This window comes from Lysobacter sp. FW306-1B-D06B (genome assembly GCF_038446665.1).
In the GTDB taxonomy this organism is placed as follows: Bacteria; Pseudomonadota; Gammaproteobacteria; order Xanthomonadales; family Xanthomonadaceae; genus Lysobacter_J.
In genome coordinates this window covers 1835038-1854414 of the sequence record NZ_CP151802.1, presented here as the reverse complement: position 1 = coordinate 1854414, position 19377 = coordinate 1835038, and the positions used below count along the sequence as shown (strand labels likewise).

Genomic DNA, 19377 nt, shown 5'->3' with positions numbered 1-19377 from the left:
CAAACCCGGCCCATGCGTGGTTAGCGTGGGGCCATTGGCGACATGCGCCGATCGGGCCCTTCGACATGCCGTTGCATCGCCACGAGCTGCCTCCCTCCGCGCGACTGTCCCCCGACGCGCTCGCCGCCGACGATTGGCACCTCGTCGTCGCGCATGGCGCCGCCGCGGTGCAGCTTGCGTCGAACTGGCCCTCGCTCTGGCTGCCGCTGCGCGGACGGCTGGCGATGCAGGCACCCGATGCGCAGTGGTTTCTGCGCGCGGGCGAAGCGCAGCTGTGGCGCGCGGCGACGCTGCGCGTGCAGGGCTCGCACGAATCGCGCTGGATCGCACTCACTGCATCGCAGGAGGTGTGGTGCCGGCACGTCGCGAACCTTCGCGACGAAGAAGAACCGTTGCCCTGGCGCGGCGAAGCCGACGACATCCACGACACCCTGGCCGCACTCGTTCGCGACGACACCGCGCTCGACGCCCTCCTGCCCGCTCTGCTCGAACGCCAGCGCGACGTCGCCGCGTGCCTGCCGCGCTGCCGTGGGCGCACGCTGGCGCACCGGCGTCAGGCACTGCTGCGCCTGCTGTGGCTGCGCCATCTGATGCAATGCCATGTCGAGGCCGACGACGACGCGACGGTCGACGTCGCCTGGCTCGCCGAACGCGCGCACTACTCGCCCGGGCATCTCATCCGCCTGCATCGCGCGGTGTTCGGCGAAACGCCGAGCGACTACTTCGCGCGGCTGCGCCATGCGCGTGCATGGCAGCTCGTGCGCGAGACCGACATGCCCGTGGCGACGATCACGCACAAGCTCGGTTTCGAAAGCCAGAGCGCCTTCTGTCGCGCGTTCAAGCACGCCTTCGGCATGACCGCCACCGAAGCACGCCGCTTGGAGACCAACGCATGCGCGGCCTGACACGGCACGCACTCGTCTGGGGCGTGCTGGGCGGATTGCTCGCGGGCACGCTCGACATCCTGTACGCCATCGGCTTCTGGTCGCTGTACGGCGTGCCGCCGCAACGCATCGCGCAGAGCATTGCCGCAGGCGTATTGGGGCGCGCCGCATTCTCCGGTGGAGCATCGAGCGCGCTGCTGGGCCTGGGGCTGCACTACCTCATCGCCGCCTGCATGGGCCTGGCCTATGCGTGCGCCGCACGCGACGCGCTGCCGCTGCGCGATCGGCCGTGGCGTTACGGCGCGCTGTACGGACTGGTGCTGTACGCCTTCATGAATTTCGTCGTCGTGCCGCTGTCGGCGTCGCCGCGCGGCGGTTCGCTTCCGACGGTCTGGACGGTGTGCAGCGTGATCGCACACGTCGTGCTCGTCGGCTGGCCGTGTGCGTGGTTCGCGCGGCGCGGGTGGGACGGGCGATGGTCGCGAACGCCTGCCTCGCCGGCCTTCGTCGCCGGTTCCTGAGCCCGCCCCGGTCATTCCGCTTCACCCCGCTCGCGCGCCTCATCGAGCCGCGCGGTGCCGCTGCGCGCGCAGGCGGCCCGCACCGCATGGAGCAACGCTGATGAACCGCACGTCCCTCGCAATGCCGTCCTTCGCAACGTCCGCGCTGGTGCTGTTGCTGGCCGCCGCGTCCGTCCCCGCCGTCGCCGGTGGCCGCTGCAAGGAGATCCGCGCCGACCTCGACGAGATCCAGTCCACCACCGGCTGCAACGCCGGCCTGGCTTCGTGCTTCCTCGGTGAGGTCGAAGGCAGCCACGGCTTCCGCGGCGTGACGCACTTCGCCGCCGACAGCGCGGTGTCGACCAGCCCGGCCACGTCGCCCAACTTCCTGATCTACAGCGGACCGTTCGAATACCGCACACGGCGCGGCACGATCATCGCGCGCGAGACCGGCGTGACCACGCGTGGCCCGGAGGGCGTGGTGACGGCGTATCAGGAGATCGTGTCCGGCACCGGCGAGTATGCCGGCGCGACCGGTCACTTCTTCGTCAGTGGCCACAAGACCGGCGGCACCGTCGACACCTTCGTCAACGGTGAGATCTGCACGGTGCGTTGAGCACTGCGCATTCACGCTCGTCGATTGTCTACGGAACCCGTGATCCCGGCGCAGGCCGGGATCCAGGCCATCATGTCAGCCGAAGAGCAGGCTTCGGTGGAACTGCGGCGTGCCTAGCCTGGATCCCGGCCTGCGCCGGGATCACGTCTTCGGTGACCCGTCGAATGCGCGATGCGCGCCTCAGTGCCCGCCGCCGTCCAGCGCCTTCAACTCGCTCACCAGCGCGCTGGCCATCTCCGCACCGTCGCCATAGAGCATGCGCGTGTTGTCCTGGTAGAACAGCGCGTTCTCGATGCCCGCGAAGCCCGTGCCCTTGCCGCGCTTGATGACGATGGTGTTCTTCGAGTTCGCCACGTCGAGGATCGGCATGCCGTAGATCGGCGAGCCCGGATCGGTCTTCGCCACCGGGTTCACCACGTCGTTCGCGCCGATCACCAGCGACACGTCGGTGTTGGGGAACTCGGGATTGATGTCATCCATGTCGGCGATGAGGTCGTACGGCACGCCCGCTTCGGCCAGCAGCACGTTCATGTGGCCGGGCATGCGTCCGGCAACCGGATGGATCGCGAACTTCACCTTCACGCCGCGATCGATCAGGCGCTGCGCCAGCTCCCAGATCTTGTGCTGCGCCTGCGCCACGGCCATGCCGTAGCCGGGCACGATCACCACGCGTTCGGCGTAGGCCATCATCGCGGCGACGTCGCCGGCTTCGATGGGCTTCTGCGTGCCGCTGATCTCCTGCGCCTGCCCGCCGCCGCCGAAGCTGGAGAACAGCACGCCGTGGATCGGGCGGTTCATCGCCTTCGCCATCAGCTGCGTGAGCAGCGTACCGGCCGCGCCGACCATGGTGCCGGCGATGATCAGCGCCTCGTTGCCCAGCACGTAACCTTCGAACGCCACCGCAAGACCGGTGAGCGCGTTGTACAGCGAGATCACCACCGGCATGTCGGCGCCGCCGATGGGCAGCGTCATCAGAACGCCCAGCGCCAGCGCAAGAACGAAGAACCCGATGATGGCCGGCACCGAAAGCGAGTGCACGACGATGCCGCCCAGCACCAGCATCGCCACGAACACGGCGAGGTTGAACAGCTGCTGCCCCGGGAACACCACGCGCTTGTCGAGGCGTCCGTCGAGCTTGGCCCAGGCGATGATCGAACCCGACAGCGAGATCGCGCCGATGGCGGCGCCGATGACGGCAAGCACCAGCGCCGTGGGCGAAGGCGCCTGTCCGGCCGCGGAGAAACGCAGCAGTTCCACCGCGCCGATCGCCGCCGCCGAACCGCCGCCCATGCCGTTGTAGAGGGCGACCATCTGCGGCATGTCGGTGATGGCGACCTTCTTGCCGGAGATCCACGCCGCCGCGGTGCCGATGACGAGCGCGGTCACGATCAGCGGCAGGTTGTGCAGACCCGGCAGCAGGAACGTGGCGACGGTGGCGATCACCATGCCCAGTCCGGCCCAGCGGATGCCGCTGCGCGCGGTCATCGGCGAGGCCATGCGCTGCAGGCCCAGGAGGAACAACGTGGCGGCGACGAAGTAGCTGGCCGAAGCGACCCAGACCAGGGCGCTCATGCCTTCGACCCCGGCTTCTTGCTGGTCTTGAACATTTCCAGCATGCGCTCGGTCACCACGTAGCCGCCGGCGGCGTTGCCCGCGCCCAGCAGCACGGCGACGAAGCCGATGACCTTTTCCAGTGTGGTGTCGGCGTGACCGAGGACGACCATCGCGCCGATCAGGACGATGCCGTGGATGAAGTTGGAGCCCGACATCAACGGCGTGTGCAGGATCACCGGCACGCGCGAGATGATCACGTGCCCGGCGATAGCCGCCAGCATGAAGATGTACAGCGCCACAAACCCGTCGCCCATCACCCATCCCCGTCCAATTGTCATCCGCATCATAACCGCCGATGAACGCGGCGCCAGTCGTGTCAACCGCGCCGCACGCGGGACGTTCCCCCTCCCGCAAGGCCCGTCCGGGCCGATCAGGAGGAGGCACCCATGAAGCACGCATCGCGCAGGCGTTGGCTGTTGACGGGACTCGGGTTGCTGGCGCTCGGCGCCGTTTCGGCGGCCAGTGCGGGGGACTTCGGCGATCGTGTGGACCGTCGCCTCGACCGCAAGGGCGAACGCGTGGAAGCGCGGCTGGACCGCAAGGGCGACCGCATCGACCACCGCCTGGACCTGCGCGCGGACCGCCAGGCCGCGCTCGGCCACTGGCGCAATGCCGCCCGGCTGGACGCCAGGGGCGACCGCATCGACCGCCGGCTGGACCGCCGCGGCGACGTCGCGCAGGCGCGCTGGGACCGCAGGGGCGACCGATTCGATCGCCGCTGGAATCGTTCGCACTGGGATTAATTCTTAGCCCTTATGCTCCGACGCGTGAACCGCGAACCCGAAGACGACGTGCTGACCGCCGCACCGGCCGACGCACACGCCCGCGCCGCTTCCTCTCCGGAGGCGGCGCCGGTGCGCCTGCCGGCGTCGCTGGAAGAGTTCCTGTCCGGCATCGGCACGCGCGCATTCCGCTTCGCCGAACTGGGCCTGCGCCATCGCGACGACGCGCTGGATGCGGTGCAGGACGCGATGATGAAGATGCTCGCCTACCGCGAGCGCCCGGCGCAGGAATGGACGCCGCTGTTCTGGAGCATCCTGCGCAGCCGCATCGTCGACGTGCAGCGTCGCCGCACGTTCCGCCTGCGCTGGCTGATGCCCGCGCCGGAGCGCGAGGACAGCGCGCTGGACTGGGCCGACGACGCACCCGACCCCTCGCGTGCCCACGAAGGCCGCGAGGCCTACGGCAAGCTGGCCGATGCGCTGGGCAAACTCCCGGCCCGGCAGCGCGAGGCGTTCAGCCTGCGCGTGCTGGAAGAACTCGACGTCGCCACGACCGCGCGGGCGATGGGCTGCAGCGAAGGCGCGGTGAAGACCCATCTGTCGCGCGCACGCGAAGCGCTGCAGCGGCAACTGGAGGATTGGCGATGACACGCGAGCACGAACCGATGAACCGCAGCGACGACCGTTTCGACCAGACCATGCGCGCGTTGCACGCGCAGGCGGTGGCGCAGGTCTCCTCGCCCACCCGCGCGCGCCTGCGCGTCGCGCGGCAGGCCGCCGCACGGCCGGCCGTGGAGCGCGAACCGCGCCGCGGCCTGAACTGGGTGCTCGGCAGCGGCCTGGCGGCGGTGTTCGCCGTCGCGATCGGACTGCAGCTGCGTCCGTCGCAGGCGCCGGCGCCCGCACCGTCCGCGGCCGCCGTGGCGAGCGCGACGAGCGAGTCCAACACCGCCTTCGATACCGACACCGCCATCGCCGCGCTCGACGAAAACCCCGACCTGTACCTGTGGCTGGCGTCCAACGACGACGCCGTGCCGACCCTGGAGCCGTGACATGCGCACCTTCGTGCTTTCCCGCGTTTTCGCCTTCGCGCTGATGTTCGCCAGCGCGCCATTGCTGGCCGCCAACCCGCCCGCCGCCAAGCCGTTGCCGGCATGGGAGCAGCTCACCCCGGCGCAGCGCGAGACGCTGATCGCACCGATGCGCGATCGCTGGAACGCACAGCCCGACGGCCGCCAGCGCATGCTCGACCGCGCACAGCGCTGGCAGCAGATGACGCCCGAGCAGCGCCAGCGCGCGCGCCACGGCATGCAGCGCTGGGAAAGCATGAGCCCGGAGCAGCGCGAGCAGACCCGCGCCCTGTTCGCGAAGATGCGCACGCTCGACGAACCGCAGCGCAAGGCATTGAAGGCGCAGTGGCGGGACATGACGCCCGACCAGCGCCGCGACTGGGTGAAGGCCAACCCCGCGCCGGCCGACATGCCGCCCGGCCGGCCGCCGCGCGACTAAGCCGCACCGTCGCACCGCCCGCGTCGCTTCCGCTAGGATGCGATGACAACCGGTTCGGGGAGCGGAGCATGGCGGGCATCACGATTGGCGTGGCGAGCGAAACCGCAAGCGGCGAGCGCCGCGTCGCATTGACGCCCGAAACCTGCAAGAAGCTCGTCGCACGCGGCGCACGCGTGCGCTTGCAGCGCGGTGCCGGACGGCTCGCGGCCTTCACCGACGAGGCCTACGCGGACGCCGGTGCGGAACTCGTCGCCGACGCGAACGCCGCACTGGGCGAAGCCGATGTCGTGCTCTGCGTGCAGCCGCCTTCGCCGCAGACGCTGACGTCGTTGCGCGAAGGCACGGCCGTCGTCGGCCTGCTCGCCCCGCAATCCGATGCCGCGCGCGGCGAGGCCATCAACGCGCGCAAGCTGCTCGCCTTCCCGCTCGAACGCCTGCCGCGCACCACGCGCGCGCAGGCGATGGACGTGCTCAGTTCGCAGGCCGGCATGGCCGGCTACAAGGCCGTGCTGATCGCCGCGCAACTGGCGCCGCGCTTCTTCCCGATGCTCACCACGGCCGCCGGCACGATCCGCCCGTCCAAGGTGCTGATCGTCGGCGCGGGCGTGGCGGGCCTGCAGGCCATTGCCACGGCCAAGCGCCTGGGCGCCCAGGTCGAAGGCTTCGACGTGCGCCCGGAAACGCGCGAACAGATCGAGTCGCTCGGTGGAAAATTTCTCGACCTGGGCGTCAGCGCCGCAGGCGAAGGCGGCTACGCCCGTGCGCTTACCGACGAGGAGCGCGCCGAACAGCAGCGTCGTCTTGCCGAACACCTGAAGAACGTCGATGTGATCGTCTGCACGGCCGCTGTGCCGGGCCGTCCTGCGCCGAAGATCGTCACTGCCGCGATGGTCGCCGGCATGCGCCCGGGCAGCGTGATCGTCGACCTCGCGGCCGAAACCGGCGGCAACTGCGAACTCACGCGTCCCGGCGAAAACATCGAAAGCGGCGGAGTCCTGGTCGCGGGCCCGCTCAACCTCGCCAGCATGGGGGCGGTGCACGCCAGCGAGATGTATGCGCGCAATGTGCTCAACTTCGTGAGCTTGTTCGTCACCGAAGACGCTTCGCGCGAAGGACGGCTCGCACTGGATTGGGACGACGAGCTGCTGGCGAAGACAGTGTGGCCGGAACGCGTGATGGCGCCGGCGGTGATCGCGGCTACGTAGTAAGGATTGCGCGCGCTGCGCGCATGCCGCGATTCGCGTAGACGACGAGGACGCCGCTCAGCGCGTCCCCGTTCCCCTGTCCAGATGGCGGCGCACCTGACGCATCGCCTCGTCGAAGGCCGTGCGTTCGGCGCCGACGGTGAGGCGGCCGGCGCCGGCCAGGGCGGACAGTTCTTCCGCCGAGGCGACCAGCACGCGCAGGCCGCGGCGATTCACCAGCAGGTAGCGCGACGTGAGCGGGCTCAGCCATGCGATCTTGACCGCCGTCGTCTCGCCTTCGGCGTTGGTCAGGCGCAGCCAGTCGCCGACATCGAGCGTGCGCATGCGCTCGGCAAGCAGAGGGTCGTGACGGACCGTGTCGGTACCGCCGACCAGCCACAGGCGACGCTCGGCTTCGCCGGCGTCGTCCTCCGGCATCGACAGCGGCGGCGCCGGCCGTTGGCGTCGCGGCGTGTCCGGCGTCGCCAGCGCGCGCACCAGGCCGGCCATGCCGTGCTGGGCGGCGCTGTCGTCCAGGCCGGAGCTGGCCAGGCATTCGATGATCGAAGGCTGCAGGGCGAGCAGCTGGTCGGCCAGTTCGGCGCCGCGATTCTGCTCGGCCAGGCGGTCGGCCATCACCAGCGCGTCGCCCAGGGCGATCGCCTCGGCGTGGCGGCGCGGATCGGCGTTGTCGCGCAGCAAGGTCTGCACGACGTGGTGGCGCCAGGGCATCGCGAGGAAATCGGCCACCGCCTGCGTCAGCGTCGTATCGCCCAGGCGCTCTTCCAGCGCGTTTTCCGCCTGAGCGCGTGCGGCGCCCAGACGTTCGCGGCCGTAGGTGGCCTTGGCGGCGCGCTGCTCCTGCAGTTCGAAACGGCGGCGCTGCTGCGCAAGCAGTGCATCGAGCTCGGCATGGGCGAGTTCGAACACCGCCAGGTCTTCGTTGTAGTCGGCCACGACGCGCTGCGAAACCTCGGTGGCGCGGTCGAGCAGTTCGCGGTCCTGCGGCGTCTCGCCGTCGTTGCCTTCGCAGGCTTCGGTGATGGCATCGAGCAGGCGGCGCGCGGGGTGTTCGCGCTTGACGAACACGGCGTTGTCGGTGAGCGCGACCTTGACGTACGGCAGCACCAGTCGCGCGTACAGACGGCGCGCACGGTCCTGCAGTGCGTTGTGGCGGAACAGCGAGTCGAACAGCATCGCGACCAGGTCGATCGCGTCTTCCTCTTCCGGACTGAAGCAGGCCTGGTCGGGATTGAGGCCCAACCGGCGCGCGCCGTCCTGCAGATGGTCGCGGATCGTCTCACCCAGGCGGCCGGTCACGGCCAGCGCGCGTGCGAATGCATCCGGCGGCTCGGCCTGCAGCAGCGAAGCGACGCTGAGGATTTCGTCCACGCGCATTTCGCGGCGCTGCATCACCGGGCGGTCGGGCTGCCCAGCCGTGCCGCCGGAGGCCACGTCGCCGCGCGCGATCGATTCGCGCCACGCGTGCAACTGGCTGCGCAGCTGGGCCAGTTCCTGCGCCATCGCCGCGATGTCGGGCTGGGACACCGGGGCGCCGCCCGGGCCGGGCGCATAGCCGCCGGCATAACCGCCGAGGCCGTCCTGCGGCGCCACGTAGCCAGGGGCGCCATAACCACCGCCGCCGTACACCGGCGCGGGCGGCGGCACGACCGGCTCGCGGCGGAACTCGTCCTGCGGCGGGCGCGGCGCCATCGGGGCGCCGTAACCGGAGCTGGCGAGCAGCGCGTTGATGCGCGCGTACAGATCGCCCAGCAGGCGGATCAGGTCGGTTTCGTAATGACGGAACAGGCGGCCGCGCAAGGTGTCGGGCACCTGTGCGTCCAGCAGCGTCTGCGAGAACGCCTGGACCAGGCGCTCCGGGCCGATCGGATTGATGCCGGCCGGCACGCGCATGGCCTCCGACAACGCCTGCAGACGGGTCTGCAGTGTATCCAGCGGGCGGGCGAAGCGCGCCACGAGGGCCTCGTTCAGGCGGCCGCTGGCGAGCTCGTATTCCAGTTGCTGTTCATCGACCAGGCGCAGGGTGACATCGCCGCCGCTGCGGATGCGCAGGGCGCGGAAGTCGTCGAACGCCTGCGCCACCTGCTGGCGGTACTTCATGACGTGCGAGGCCTGGTGCTGGCGCAGCACCCACAGCGCGGCCTGTTCTTCGTAATGATTGGTCTTGCCGTCGCCCTTGAGCAGGGCCACCTTCAGGGCATCTTCCACAGGCCCGTAAAGCGAACCCGGCAGACCGCCGAGCGCCTCCAGAGACTGGCGCTTGATTTCTTCGAGCACGCGCAAGGGATCGGTACGCGTGGCTTGAGCGACGCCGTGCGGGTAGCCGGACACCTGTGTTCCCCTGTAACTAGGACCGAACGTGCCGTGCGCCGGCAGTTCCCCGGCACATAGTGGCAAGATACGACACCGTCTTGCAGGCCCTCTTTGAACAATTGTGACTGATGTCGCTAAACACTTCTGACCCCCAGCAAATCGACCTCGCCCTGGCCTCCCTGGACGCCCGTCGGTCGGTCCCGCCGAAGCAGCTCGGCGAGCCTGCGCCCGACTCCGAGACCCTCCTGCGCCTGCTCCAGTCGGCCGTGCGCGTGCCGGACCACGGCAAGCGGGTGCCGTTCCGCTTCCTGAGCTTCCGTGGCGAGGCCCGGCATGCCTTCGGCGAGCGCCTGGCCGCCCGCAGCCGCGAGCGCGACCCGGAGGCCAGCGAAGCGGTGTACGAAAAGGACCGGCTGCGATTCTCGCACGCGCCGCTGGTCGTGGCGGTCATCGGCCGCTTCGGGCCGGACGAAAAGATTCCTGAATCGGAGCGGTTTTCCACCGCCTCGTGCGTCTGCTTTGCCCTGCTCCAGGCCGCCCAGGCGCTGGGGTACGGCGCGATCTGGCTGACCGGCTGGCTGGCCTACGACCCGGTGGTGGACGGCTGGCTGGGCCTGGGCGAGCACGAGCGCGTGGTCGGCTTCATCCACATCGGCACGCCGAAGCTGGACGCGCCCGAGCGCGAGCGCCCCGATCCGCGTGACCTGCTGACGCACTGGAGCCCGACGTGAGCGCGGCACCCGCGGCCGGCGGCACGCTCTATCTGGTGGACGCCAGCCTGTACGTGTTCCGTGCCTGGCATTCCATGCCCAACGAGTTCCACGACACGGAAGGCTGGCCGACCAACGCCGTGCACGGCTTCGCCCGCTTCCTGCTGGAGCTGCTCGACCGCGCGCGCCCACAGCACATCGCCATCGCGTTCGACGAAGCGCTGGACTCGTGCTTCCGCAACACGCTCTACCCGGCCTACAAGGCCAATCGCGAGCCGGCGCCGGAAGAGCTCAAGCGCCAGTTCGTGCATTGCCGGCAGCTGTGCGAGGCGCTGGGGCTTGCGGTGCTCGCGCACGGCGAATACGAGGCCGATGATCTCATCGGCACTGCGGCGACAGCCGCGCGCATGCACGGGTTCCGCTCGGTGATCGTCTCGGCCGACAAGGACCTCTCGCAGCTGTTGGGCGAACACGACGAGCAGTGGGACTTCGCCAAGGGCCAGCGCTGGGGCGCCGCCGGCGTGCCGAAACGCCACGGCGTGCACGCGCATCAGATCGCCGACTACCTCGCCCTCACCGGCGATGCCGTCGACAACATCCCCGGCGTGCCCGGCATCGGCGCGAAGACGGCGGCGGCGCTGCTGGGGCATTTCGGCACGCTCGACGCGCTGCTGGAACGCGTGGAGGAAGTGCCGTTCCTGCGCCTGCGCGGCGCGGGATCCACGGCCGCGAAGCTGCGCCAGCATCGCGAACAGGCGCTGCTGTGCCGCCAGCTCACGACCATCGCACTGGATGCACCGCTGGGCGAAACCTCGCTGCATTTCGTGCGGGGTCGCGCCGATGCGGCGATCCTCGGCGCGCTCTGCGACGGGCTGCGCTTCGGCCCGATGACGCGACGCAGGTTGTACCAGTCGGCCGGGCTCGACTTCGCCCCGTCACAGCTTCCGTCGTAGCATCGGCCACCGCACCCACCGCCGACACCGATGACCGATCCCGCCACCGAACACGTCGAGGAACCGCTCGAAACCCTGTACGAAGGCCCGTGGCTGCGCATGCTGCGGCGCGGTCGCTGGGAGTACGTCGAGCGCACTCACGGCGACGGCATGGCGGTGATCGTCATCGCGGTGACGCCGGACGACAAGGTGCTGTTCGTGGAGCAGTACCGCATCCCGCTGGGCGCGCCGACGATCGAGATGCCGGCCGGCCTGGTCGGCGACGACCGCGCAACCGACACGCTGGAAGCCGCCGCCGGCCGCGAGCTGATCGAGGAAACCGGCTGGGCCGCCAAACGCCTGGAAGTGCTGCTGGTGGGGCCGACCTCGGCCGGCATGAGCAGCGAGCGCATCGCCTTCGTGCGGGCCCGCGACCTCACACGAGTCGGCGCAGGCGGCGGCATCGACAACGAGAACATCACCGTGCACGAAGTCCCGCGCGCGCAGGCGCCGGCGTGGCTGATGCAGAAGCAGCGCGAAGGCTACGAGCTCGACCTCAAGCTCTGGGCGGGGCTGTGGATGATCGAGCACAACCCGGACGGGTCGCCGGCGGGCTGAGCGTTTCGACTCGCTTCTCGCAACTGCCCCACATCCCTCTCCCCTTGCGGGAGAGGGATAGGCCGCCGAAGGCGGCCAGGGAGAGGGAAAAGGCCCTCAGCCCGCGAACCGATCCGTCGCGCGCACCAGCGCATCCACATTCTCGGCTTCGAACGCCGAATGGCCCGACGCCGGCGTGATCGCCAGTTCCGCCTTCGGCCACGCCTTCTTCAGATCCCACGCATTGGCGACCGGGCAGACCACGTCGTAGCGACCGTGCACGATCACGCCCGGAATGTCGGCGATGCGGTGCGCATCGCGCAGCAGCTGGTCGTCGACTTCGAAGAAACCGCTGTTGACGAAGTAGTGGTTCTCGATGCGCGCGAAGGCCAGCGCGAACTGCGGGTCCTCGTGGCTGGCGGCGAAGTCCGGGTCGATGTGCAGGAAGCTCGTTGCGCCTTCCCACACGCTCCATGCCTTGGCGGCGCCCAGCCGCGTGGCTTCATCGGTCGAGGTGAGGCGGCGGTGGTAGGCGCTGATCAGGTCGTGGCGCTCCACCACCGGAATCGCCGACAGGTAGTGCTCCCACGCATCCGGGAACAGGCGCGAGGCGCCTTCCTGGTAGAACCATTCCAGCTCCCAGCGACGCAGCATGAAGATGCCGCGCAGCACCAGTTCGGTCACGCGCTTGGGATGGGCCTGCGCGTACGCCAGCGCCAGCGTCGAACCCCACGAACCGCCGAACACCTGCCAGCGGTCGATGCCGAGTTTTTCGCGCAGCCGCTCGATGTCAGCGACCAGATCCCAGGTGGTGTTGTCGACCAGATCCGCGTGCGGCGTCGAGCGCCCGCTTCCGCGCTGGTCGAACAGGATGATGCGGTAGCGCGCCGGATCATGGAAACGCCGCATCTTCGGGCTGCAGCCCGCGCCGGGGCCGCCGTGCAGCAACACCACCGGTTTTCCCTTGGGATTGCCGCACTGCTCGTAGTACAGCGTGTGGCGATCGTCGACCTGCAACGTGCCGCTGTCGAAGGGTTCGATCTCGGGATAGAGCGTGCGCATCGGGGAACCTCGTCTGGGGAAGCTGGATTCTAGCGCGCGCCTCGCGGCGAGCCTGCCACGACGGTCAAGGCGAAAGAGTCGGTGAGCTTATGCCCCGGAAAACAAAACTTTTAGGAGGTGTCTGATGCCCCCCGTGCGCGACGCGGACAAAACTGCGCGTCCGTCCGCCGGACGGCCATCACTGAATCAGGAACGTAATACGTGAAGAAGACCTTGATCGCCCTGGCGCTCGCCGCCGCCCCGTTCGTGTCGTTCGCCAGCGAGTCCAATGGCATCGGCCACACCTATGTCCAACTCGATGCCATCTACCAGGATGCCGACGGCCTCTATCCGTATGGCGCCGGGTTGAGCGGCTCGTATGCATTCACCGACACGTTCTTCGCGACCGCCAGCTACGCGAGCACCCGCGACAACGATTTCAATGCGGACCCCTACAGCCCCCGCTATTACGACACCTACAACGAGCACTACCGCCAGACCAACTGGTCCTTGGGCGTGGGTTTCAACCAGTCCCTCGGCAGCCGGGCGGACTGGGTGACGCAGCTGTCTTACGTCAACAGCTCGACCACGATGCGCTTCGAGGATGACTACTACTACTACCGTGCACGCACCCGGTCGAGCGGCTACAACATCAGCACCGGCGTGCTGGGCCGACTGACCGACAAGCTCAACGCCAATGCCTACCTGGGTTATGAGGATTTCAACCATAACTACGACGGTGACTTCTACGCTGCCTTCGACATGGTCTACGCCTTCAACAAGACCTGGGGCCTGCATGGCGGTGTGAAGTTGAACGACGGGATGGAAACCTACACCGTCGGCGTTCGCGCCAGCTTCTGATCCTCCGGCTCGTCGACGAAAAGCCCGGCTCGATGCCGGGCTTTTCTTTGCGCAACTCACACGGAGGGCGTGCCCGCGGTTGGATCGCGTCGATCCGTGAGGCAGCCCAGTGTCACCCGGTCGCGCCGCTCCCAATCCTGTTCGGTCTGCACCGCTTCCAGCCCCGCCGCCTCGAACACCGCGCGCACCGCGGCGCCCTGATCCCACCCGTGCTCCACCAGCAACCATCCGCCGGGACGAAGATGCGCAAGCGCCCCGGCCGCGATGCGGCGGATGTCGTCCAGGCCATCCGCGCCCGATGCGAGCGCAGCGCGAGGCTCGAAACGCAGATCGCCCTGGCTCAGGTGCGCGTCGTCTTCGGCGATGTACGGCGGATTGCTGGCGATGAGGTCGAAACTTTCGCCCGTCAGAGGGGCGAGCCAGTCGCCCTCGCGGAATTCCACGCCCGCCAAGCCGAGCGATTGCGCATTGGCGCGGGCCACTTCAAGCGCGTCGGCACTCGCGTCGGTGGCGATGACGGTCGCCATGGGCCGTTCGTGGGCGATCGCCAGCGCGATGGCGCCCGTGCCCGTGCCCAGGTCGGCCACACGCAGCGGACGGTCCGCCGGCAGACGCTCCAGCGCGAGTTCGACCAGCCGCTCCGTTTCCGGTCGCGGGATCAGCGTCGCGGGCGTGACTTGCAGGTCGAAGCGCCAGAAGCCGCGGCGCCCGAGCAGGTAGGCCACCGGCTCGCCCGCCAGGCGACGCTCGAGCAGACGCTCGAAATCGGCCATCTCCACCGCCGCCGGCACGTCGTCGCGATGCGTGTAGAGCCAGGTCGATCCCACGCCGAGGGCGTGGCCGAGCAGTCGCTCGGCCTCGGCGCGGGCTTCGTCGCCGGGCAACTGGCGGGTCGCGGCGGCCAGGAGGGCGCCCACGGTGGCGGCGGTCTGGGAGGGGCGGAACTCGGAGGCATCGTCCATCGCCCATTTTCGCGTGCGAAGCCGCCTGCGGCGAGGTTGGCCTTGCGGTGCTTCGACGCTGCCCGCATCTGAATGGGTCGATGAGCGTCAAGCCTTCAATAGCTTTTATCTATTAAATCCATTCCATCAATCAACTTGATGGATTAATGCGCCATCCGTAACCTCTCCCTATCGATTTTCACCCTCACCCACCCAGCCAAAGGAAGCATCCATGTCGCTGATCAACACCGAAGTCCTGCCGTTCAAGGCCACCGCCTATAAGAACGGGGAATTCATTGAAGTCACCAATGCCGACCTGAAGGGCAAGTGGTCCGTGGTGTTCTTCTACCCGGCCGACTTCACCTTCGTCTGCCCGACCGAGCTGGGCGACCTGGCCGACAACTACGCCGAATTCCAGCGCATGGGCGTGGAGATCTACGGCGTGTCGACCGACACCCACTTCACCCACAAGGCCTGGCACGACACCTCCGACACCATCGGCAAGATCCAGTACCCGCTGGTGGGCGACCCGACCGGCACCATCACCCGCAACTTCGGCGTGATGATCGAGGAAGCCGGCCTGGCCGACCGCGGCACCTTCGTGATCGACCCGGAAGGCAAGATCCAGATCGTCGAGATCAACGCCGGCGGCATCGGCCGCGACGCCAACGAGCTGCTGCGCAAGGTCAAGGCCGCCCAGTACGTCGCCGCGCATCCGGGTGAGGTCTGCCCGGCCAAGTGGAAGGAAGGCGAGAAGACCCTGAAGCCGTCGCTGGACCTGGTCGGCAAGATCTAAGTCGTCACGTTCCAACGCTGCACCGTCGCCTCGGTATCGAGGGGCGACACCGGAGGGGCGAGGCCGCCCGTGGACCCGCCCCTCCCCCCAGCCTCCGCGCGAGGCCCGGCCAGGTTGCTGGCCCCTTCTCTTCTTTGGATGTCGCGACGCTCGGGCTGTTCCCTCCCTCCCAACCGCCCGGGCGCTCGCGGCGTTCATCCCGAACAACCCCATTGGAGCCGTCGCATGTTGGATGCCGATCTCAAGACCCAGTTGAAGGCCTATCTGGAAAAGGTCACGCAGCCGATCGAGCTGGTCGCATCGCTCGACGACGGCGAGAAGTCGCGTGAGCTCGAAGGCCTGCTGCAAGACATCGCCTCGCTCTCCGACAAGATTTCGTACTCGCGCCGCGACGACGACGCACGCCGGCCGTCCTTCGCGATCAACCGCGCCGGCACGGACGTGAGCGTTCGCTTCGCCGGCATCCCGATGGGCCACGAGTTCACCTCGCTGGTGCTCGCGCTGCTGCAGGTTGGCGGCCACCCTTCCAAGACCGCGCAGGACGTGCTTGATCAGGTGCGCGACCTGGAAGGCGAATACCACTTCGAAACCTATTTCTCGCTCTCGTGCCAGAACTGCCCGGACACCGTGCAGGCGCTGAACCTGATGAGCGTCATCAACCCCAACATCCACCACGTCGCCATCGACGGCGCGCTGTTCCAGGACGAAGTGGAAGCGCGGCAGATCATGTCGGTGCCGACCGTGCTGCTCAACGGCGAGGTGTTCGACCAGGGCCGCATGACGGTCGAGCAGATCGTCGCCAGGCTCGACACCGGCGCTTCGCAGCGCGACGCCGCGAAGATCAAGGCCAAGGACGCCTTCGACGTGCTCGTTATCGGCGGCGGCCCGGCCGGCGCCGCGGCCGCGGTCTACGCCGCACGCAAGGGCATCCGCACCGGCATCGCGGCCGAGCGTTTCGGTGGCCAGGTGCTGGACACGATGGCGATCGAGAACTTCATCTCCGTCACCTACACCGAGGGCCCGAAGCTCGCCGCCGCGCTGGAGCAGCACGTGCGCGAGTACGACGTGGACCTCATGAACCTGCAGCGCGCGAGCAAGCTGATTCCGGCCACCGAGCCGGGCGGCCTGATCGAAGTGCAGCTGGAGAACGGCGCGTCGCTGAAGTCGCGCAGCGTAGTGCTGTCCACCGGCGCGCGCTGGCGCCAGATGAACGTCCCCGGCGAGGAGCAGTACCGCAACAAGGGAGTGGCCTACTGCCCGCATTGCGACGGCCCGCTGTTCAAGGGCAAGCGCGTGGCGGTGATCGGCGGCGGCAACTCGGGCGTGGAGGCCGCGATCGACCTGGCCGGCATCGTCTCGCACGTTACGCTGATCGAGTTCGACGGCCAGCTGCGCGCCGACGAAGTGCTGCAGCGCAAGCTGCGCTCGTTGAAGAACGTCGTGGTGATCACCAACGGCCAGACCACCGAAGTGCTCGGCGACGGCCAGAAGGTCACGGGCCTGATCTACAAGGACCGCGTTTCCGGCGATCCGCTCCAGATCGAACTGGAAGGCATCTTCGTCCAGATCGGCCTACTGCCCAACACCGAATGGCTCAAGGGCGCGATCGCGCTGTCGCCGCGCGGCGAGATCGAGATCGACTCGCACGGCCGCACCTCGGTGCCGGGCGTATTCGCCGCGGGCGACGCCACGACGACGCCGTACAAGCAGATCGTGATCGCCATGGGCGAAGGCTCCAAGGCCGCACTGAGCGCCTTCGACCACCTGATCCGCACCAGCGCGCCGGCCGAATCGGCCGCCGCCGTCACGGCATGACCGCACCCGCGCCCTCCCGGCTTGCCGGAAGGGCGCGGTAGGTTGAAGCTTCACACTCACGCAGCATCGACGCGAGGGACACCGCTTGAACCTGCGCGATCTCAAATACCTGGTGGCCCTGGCCGACCACAAGCACTTCGGCCGCGCCGCCGCGGCCAGCTTCGTCAGCCAGCCGACGCTGTCGACCCAGATCAAGAAGCTCGAGGACGAGCTCGGCGTGGCGCTGGTCGAACGCGCTCCGCGCCGCGTGATGCTGACGCCGGTGGGCCGCGAGGTCGCCGAACGCGCGCGCAAGGTCATCGCCGATGTCGAGCAGATGGCGGAGATCGCGCGTCGCAGCCAGGACCCCGAGGCCGGCACGGTCCGGCTGGGCCTGTTCCCCACGCTGGGGCCTTACCTGCTGCCGCACGTGGTGCCGCGCCTGCGCCAGCGTTTTCCGCGCCTGGAACTGTTGCTGATCGAGGAAAAGACCGACCAGATCCTCGCGCGTCTGCGCGATGGGCGCCTGGACGCGGGTCTGCTCGCGCTGCCCATCCATGACGACCAGCTGCACGTGGCGGTGCTGTTCGACGAACCGTTCCTGCTGGCCGTGCCGCAACAGCATGCGATGGCCGAACAGGATTCGCTGGACCTGCACGACCTGGATCACCAGCACCTGCTGCTGCTCGAGGAAGGCCACTGCCTGCGCGACCAGGCGCTGGACGTGTGCCACATGGCCGGCGCCGACGAACGCGACGGGTTCCGCGCGACCAGTCTGGAAACGCTGCGGCAGATGGTCGCCGCCGGTGTCGGCATCACGCTGTTGCCGGTGCTGGCCGTGCAGCCGCCCGTGCCCTCCTCCCCCGACATCCACCTGCTGCGCTTCCGCGGCAACGCGCCGCATCGGCAGATCGCGATGGTGTGGCGGCGCAGTTCGGCGATGGGCGACTTCCTGATGCAGCTGGCGGGCGAGTTCCGAAAATTGCCCGAGCACCTCCTGCGCCCGCCGCAGCACGCGCCGTCGCAGGACAGCCGGCTGTAACCGGCGACGCGATCGCCTCACTCCATGCCGGTCTGACCCAGCCGGTAGCGCGTGAGGAGCGTCGTGCTCACGAGCATCGCGATGACGATAAAGGTGCAGGCCGCGTGCACGCGCCGGTTCGCGCTCCACGCGCACAGCACCATCAGGCCGATGCCGAAGATCTGCACGAGACGGAACGGCACGATCAGGGCGTTCAGTCCCATCATCGATTCCAGCAACAACGCCCATGCGCCCGCCGCCGCAAGCAGGCTGAAGAACACGGCGCGCGTGTCGTAGTAGTGCTTCTGCACGTCGATGGTGCCGTCGACGAGTTCGGGCAACAGGACGTGGCTGGCGATCACCAGCATGGCCGGCCCCAGCAGCACGAAGGCGAAGCCGGTGTAGGTCCATTCCTGCACGCCGCGCAGCATCCAGAACGACCACCACATCTGGATGTGCAGGCCGATCATCAGCACGATCCACATCGCGTGCAGCCAGTAGGGCTGCACCCGGCGGCGCACCTGCACCATGTTGCCGATGCCCGCGAACAGCTGGGTCAGGCCGAGGCTCAGCACCATGGACACCATCACCGCGAGGTAATTGAACGCATCCATCGGCGTGCGCCCGGCTGGCCGGCTCGGGCCGGCGATGTCGAGCGTAGCGCTCCGGCGCCGGTCGTTTCGACTGCCGGGGCGTAGCGGTGCCGTCGAAGGCGCGCTTCCCGTTTGCCGGAGCGGGCTGCGCCGGGACGCAACGCCCTGCCGAGGCGATGCCCCGCTCAGTAATGCAGCAAGGCGTGCAACGGCACTCCCACCGGCCAGCGCGACCGCCCGCCCAGCGCATCCAGTTCGATGAGCACGCTCGCGCCGACCAGGGTCGCGCCGAGCTTCTCCACCAGTTCGCGTGCGGCCGCCAGCGTCCCGCCGGTTGCCAGCACATCGTCCACGATCAGCGTGCGTTCGCCCGGACGCAGCGCGTCGTTGCGCGCCTGCAGCCGGTCCGTGCCGTATTCCAGCGCATAGGACACCTCGACCAGCGGCGGCGGCAGCTTGCCCGGCTTGCGCAGTGGGACGAAGCCGGCATGCAGCTTCTGCGCCAGCGCCGCGCCGAAGATGAAACCGCGCGATTCGATCCCGCACACCGCCTGCACCTCACTGCCCTGCCACGGCTCGGCCAGCGCGTCGATGCAGCGGGCGAAGCCGCCCGCGTCCGCCAGCAGCGGGGTGACGTCGCGGAAGGTCACGCCGGGCTTGGGAAAGTCGGCGACGGCGCGGATCAGGGAGCGGAAATCGGTGGACATAGGACGGGCCGGCGTTGGGGC

Annotated in this window: 22 protein-coding genes; 15 read left to right on the top strand and 7 right to left on the bottom strand. The window is 68.8% G+C overall.

Translation table 11 applies throughout. The features are described from left to right. The first annotated feature begins 65 nt into the window (after positions 1-65). From AAFF32_RS08560 to AAFF32_RS08550, 3 genes are all read left to right on the top strand, one after another. The gene (locus tag AAFF32_RS08560) at positions 66-905 is read left to right on the top strand and encodes a helix-turn-helix transcriptional regulator (RefSeq protein ID WP_342317070.1); all 840 of its coding nucleotides are present in this window, start codon (positions 66-68) and stop codon (positions 903-905) included. Next, positions 893-1405 carry a hypothetical protein gene (locus AAFF32_RS08555; RefSeq protein ID WP_342317069.1) on the top strand — a complete coding sequence of 171 codons (513 nt, stop codon included), beginning with the start codon at positions 893-895 and terminating at the stop codon, positions 1403-1405. The genes AAFF32_RS08560 and AAFF32_RS08555 overlap by 13 nt, the downstream gene beginning before the upstream one ends. Positions 1406-1505: 100 nt before the next feature. Continuing rightward, positions 1506-2000, top strand: coding sequence for a hypothetical protein (locus tag AAFF32_RS08550; RefSeq protein WP_216959798.1), 495 nt, complete (start codon positions 1506-1508; stop codon positions 1998-2000). Between the two features lie 180 nt (positions 2001-2180). Here AAFF32_RS08550 and AAFF32_RS08545 read toward each other — a convergent pair whose 3' ends face one another. Together AAFF32_RS08545 and AAFF32_RS08540 are read right to left on the bottom strand one after the other, a co-directional pair. Next, positions 2181-3572: an NAD(P)(+) transhydrogenase (Re/Si-specific) subunit beta gene (locus tag AAFF32_RS08545; RefSeq protein WP_342317068.1), complete on the bottom strand. Its 1392-nt coding sequence runs from the start codon at positions 3570-3572 to the stop codon at positions 2181-2183. Next, entirely contained in the window at positions 3569-3868 is a 300-nt protein-coding gene (locus AAFF32_RS08540; protein ID WP_216959805.1) for an NAD(P) transhydrogenase subunit alpha, read from the bottom strand. Before AAFF32_RS08540 ends, AAFF32_RS08545 begins: the two co-directional genes overlap by 4 nt. A gap of 132 nt (positions 3869-4000) precedes the next feature. On the opposite strand from AAFF32_RS08540, the gene AAFF32_RS08535 reads away from it, so the two are divergent. The 5 genes from AAFF32_RS08535 (at position 4001) to AAFF32_RS08515 (ending at position 7050) form a co-directional block, all read left to right on the top strand. Further along, positions 4001-4357: a hypothetical protein gene (locus AAFF32_RS08535; protein WP_342317067.1), complete on the top strand. Its 357-nt coding sequence runs from the start codon at positions 4001-4003 to the stop codon at positions 4355-4357. A gap of 111 nt (positions 4358-4468) precedes the next feature. Continuing rightward, positions 4469-4984: an RNA polymerase sigma factor gene (locus AAFF32_RS08530; protein ID WP_342317257.1), complete on the top strand. Its 516-nt coding sequence runs from the start codon at positions 4469-4471 to the stop codon at positions 4982-4984. Further along, complete coding sequence (locus AAFF32_RS08525) at positions 4981-5388, top strand: hypothetical protein (RefSeq protein ID WP_342317066.1); 408 nt, start codon at positions 4981-4983, stop codon at positions 5386-5388. Before AAFF32_RS08530 ends, AAFF32_RS08525 begins: the two co-directional genes overlap by 4 nt. Position 5389: 1 nt before the next feature. Beyond that, positions 5390-5845, top strand: coding sequence for a DUF3106 domain-containing protein (locus AAFF32_RS08520; protein ID WP_342317065.1), 456 nt, complete (start codon positions 5390-5392; stop codon positions 5843-5845). A gap of 68 nt (positions 5846-5913) precedes the next feature. Then, complete coding sequence (locus AAFF32_RS08515; RefSeq protein ID WP_342317064.1) at positions 5914-7050, top strand: NAD(P) transhydrogenase subunit alpha; 1137 nt, start codon at positions 5914-5916, stop codon at positions 7048-7050. A gap of 57 nt (positions 7051-7107) precedes the next feature. On the opposite strand, the gene AAFF32_RS08510 is transcribed toward AAFF32_RS08515, so the two are convergent. Then, the gene (locus AAFF32_RS08510; RefSeq protein ID WP_216959818.1) at positions 7108-9381 is read right to left on the bottom strand and encodes a DUF1631 family protein; all 2274 of its coding nucleotides are present in this window, start codon (positions 9379-9381) and stop codon (positions 7108-7110) included. 110 nt (positions 9382-9491) lie between these two features. On the opposite strand from AAFF32_RS08510, the gene AAFF32_RS08505 reads away from it, so the two are divergent. The 3 genes from AAFF32_RS08505 to AAFF32_RS08495 are packed head-to-tail and all read left to right on the top strand — an operon-like array spanning position 9492 to position 11623. After that, positions 9492-10094: a nitroreductase gene (locus tag AAFF32_RS08505; protein ID WP_216959821.1), complete on the top strand. Its 603-nt coding sequence runs from the start codon at positions 9492-9494 to the stop codon at positions 10092-10094. Beyond that, the gene (locus AAFF32_RS08500; protein WP_342317063.1) at positions 10091-11026 is read left to right on the top strand and encodes a 5'-3' exonuclease H3TH domain-containing protein; all 936 of its coding nucleotides are present in this window, start codon (positions 10091-10093) and stop codon (positions 11024-11026) included. The genes AAFF32_RS08505 and AAFF32_RS08500 overlap by 4 nt, the downstream gene beginning before the upstream one ends. A gap of 30 nt (positions 11027-11056) precedes the next feature. Next, the gene (locus AAFF32_RS08495; RefSeq protein ID WP_342317062.1) at positions 11057-11623 is read left to right on the top strand and encodes an NUDIX hydrolase; all 567 of its coding nucleotides are present in this window, start codon (positions 11057-11059) and stop codon (positions 11621-11623) included. Between the two features lie 96 nt (positions 11624-11719). Here AAFF32_RS08495 and pip read toward each other — a convergent pair whose 3' ends face one another. Further along, positions 11720-12664, bottom strand: a complete 945-nt coding sequence (gene pip / locus AAFF32_RS08490; RefSeq protein ID WP_216959827.1) for a prolyl aminopeptidase — start codon at positions 12662-12664, stop codon at positions 11720-11722. Between the two features lie 201 nt (positions 12665-12865). Between pip and AAFF32_RS08485 the strand changes: the two genes are divergently transcribed. Then, a complete protein-coding gene (locus tag AAFF32_RS08485) occupies positions 12866-13504 on the top strand; it encodes a hypothetical protein (RefSeq protein WP_342317061.1) in 639 nt (212 codons plus the stop codon). A 56-nt stretch (positions 13505-13560) separates the two neighbouring features. Here the strand turns inward: AAFF32_RS08485 and prmC are convergent, their stop codons facing one another. After that, complete coding sequence (prmC, locus tag AAFF32_RS08480; protein ID WP_342317060.1) at positions 13561-14466, bottom strand: peptide chain release factor N(5)-glutamine methyltransferase; 906 nt, start codon at positions 14464-14466, stop codon at positions 13561-13563. Positions 14467-14677: 211 nt separating this feature from the next. Between prmC and ahpC the strand changes: the two genes are divergently transcribed. From ahpC to oxyR, 3 genes are all read left to right on the top strand, one after another. Beyond that, complete coding sequence (gene ahpC / locus AAFF32_RS08475) at positions 14678-15241, top strand: alkyl hydroperoxide reductase subunit C (RefSeq protein ID WP_216959835.1); 564 nt, start codon at positions 14678-14680, stop codon at positions 15239-15241. 225 nt (positions 15242-15466) lie between these two features. Next, the gene (gene ahpF / locus AAFF32_RS08470) at positions 15467-17056 is read left to right on the top strand and encodes an alkyl hydroperoxide reductase subunit F (RefSeq protein ID WP_342317059.1); all 1590 of its coding nucleotides are present in this window, start codon (positions 15467-15469) and stop codon (positions 17054-17056) included. A gap of 85 nt (positions 17057-17141) precedes the next feature. After that, positions 17142-18077: a DNA-binding transcriptional regulator OxyR gene (gene oxyR / locus AAFF32_RS08465; RefSeq protein ID WP_342317058.1), complete on the top strand. Its 936-nt coding sequence runs from the start codon at positions 17142-17144 to the stop codon at positions 18075-18077. A gap of 17 nt (positions 18078-18094) precedes the next feature. Here oxyR and AAFF32_RS08460 read toward each other — a convergent pair whose 3' ends face one another. Beyond that, on the bottom strand, positions 18095-18670 hold the full coding sequence (locus AAFF32_RS08460; RefSeq protein ID WP_342317057.1) for a hypothetical protein: 576 nt from the start codon (positions 18668-18670) through the stop codon (positions 18095-18097). 164 nt (positions 18671-18834) lie between these two features. Then, positions 18835-19356 carry an adenine phosphoribosyltransferase gene (locus AAFF32_RS08455; protein ID WP_342317055.1) on the bottom strand — a complete coding sequence of 174 codons (522 nt, stop codon included), beginning with the start codon at positions 19354-19356 and terminating at the stop codon, positions 18835-18837. Positions 19357-19377 lie beyond the last annotated feature (21 nt).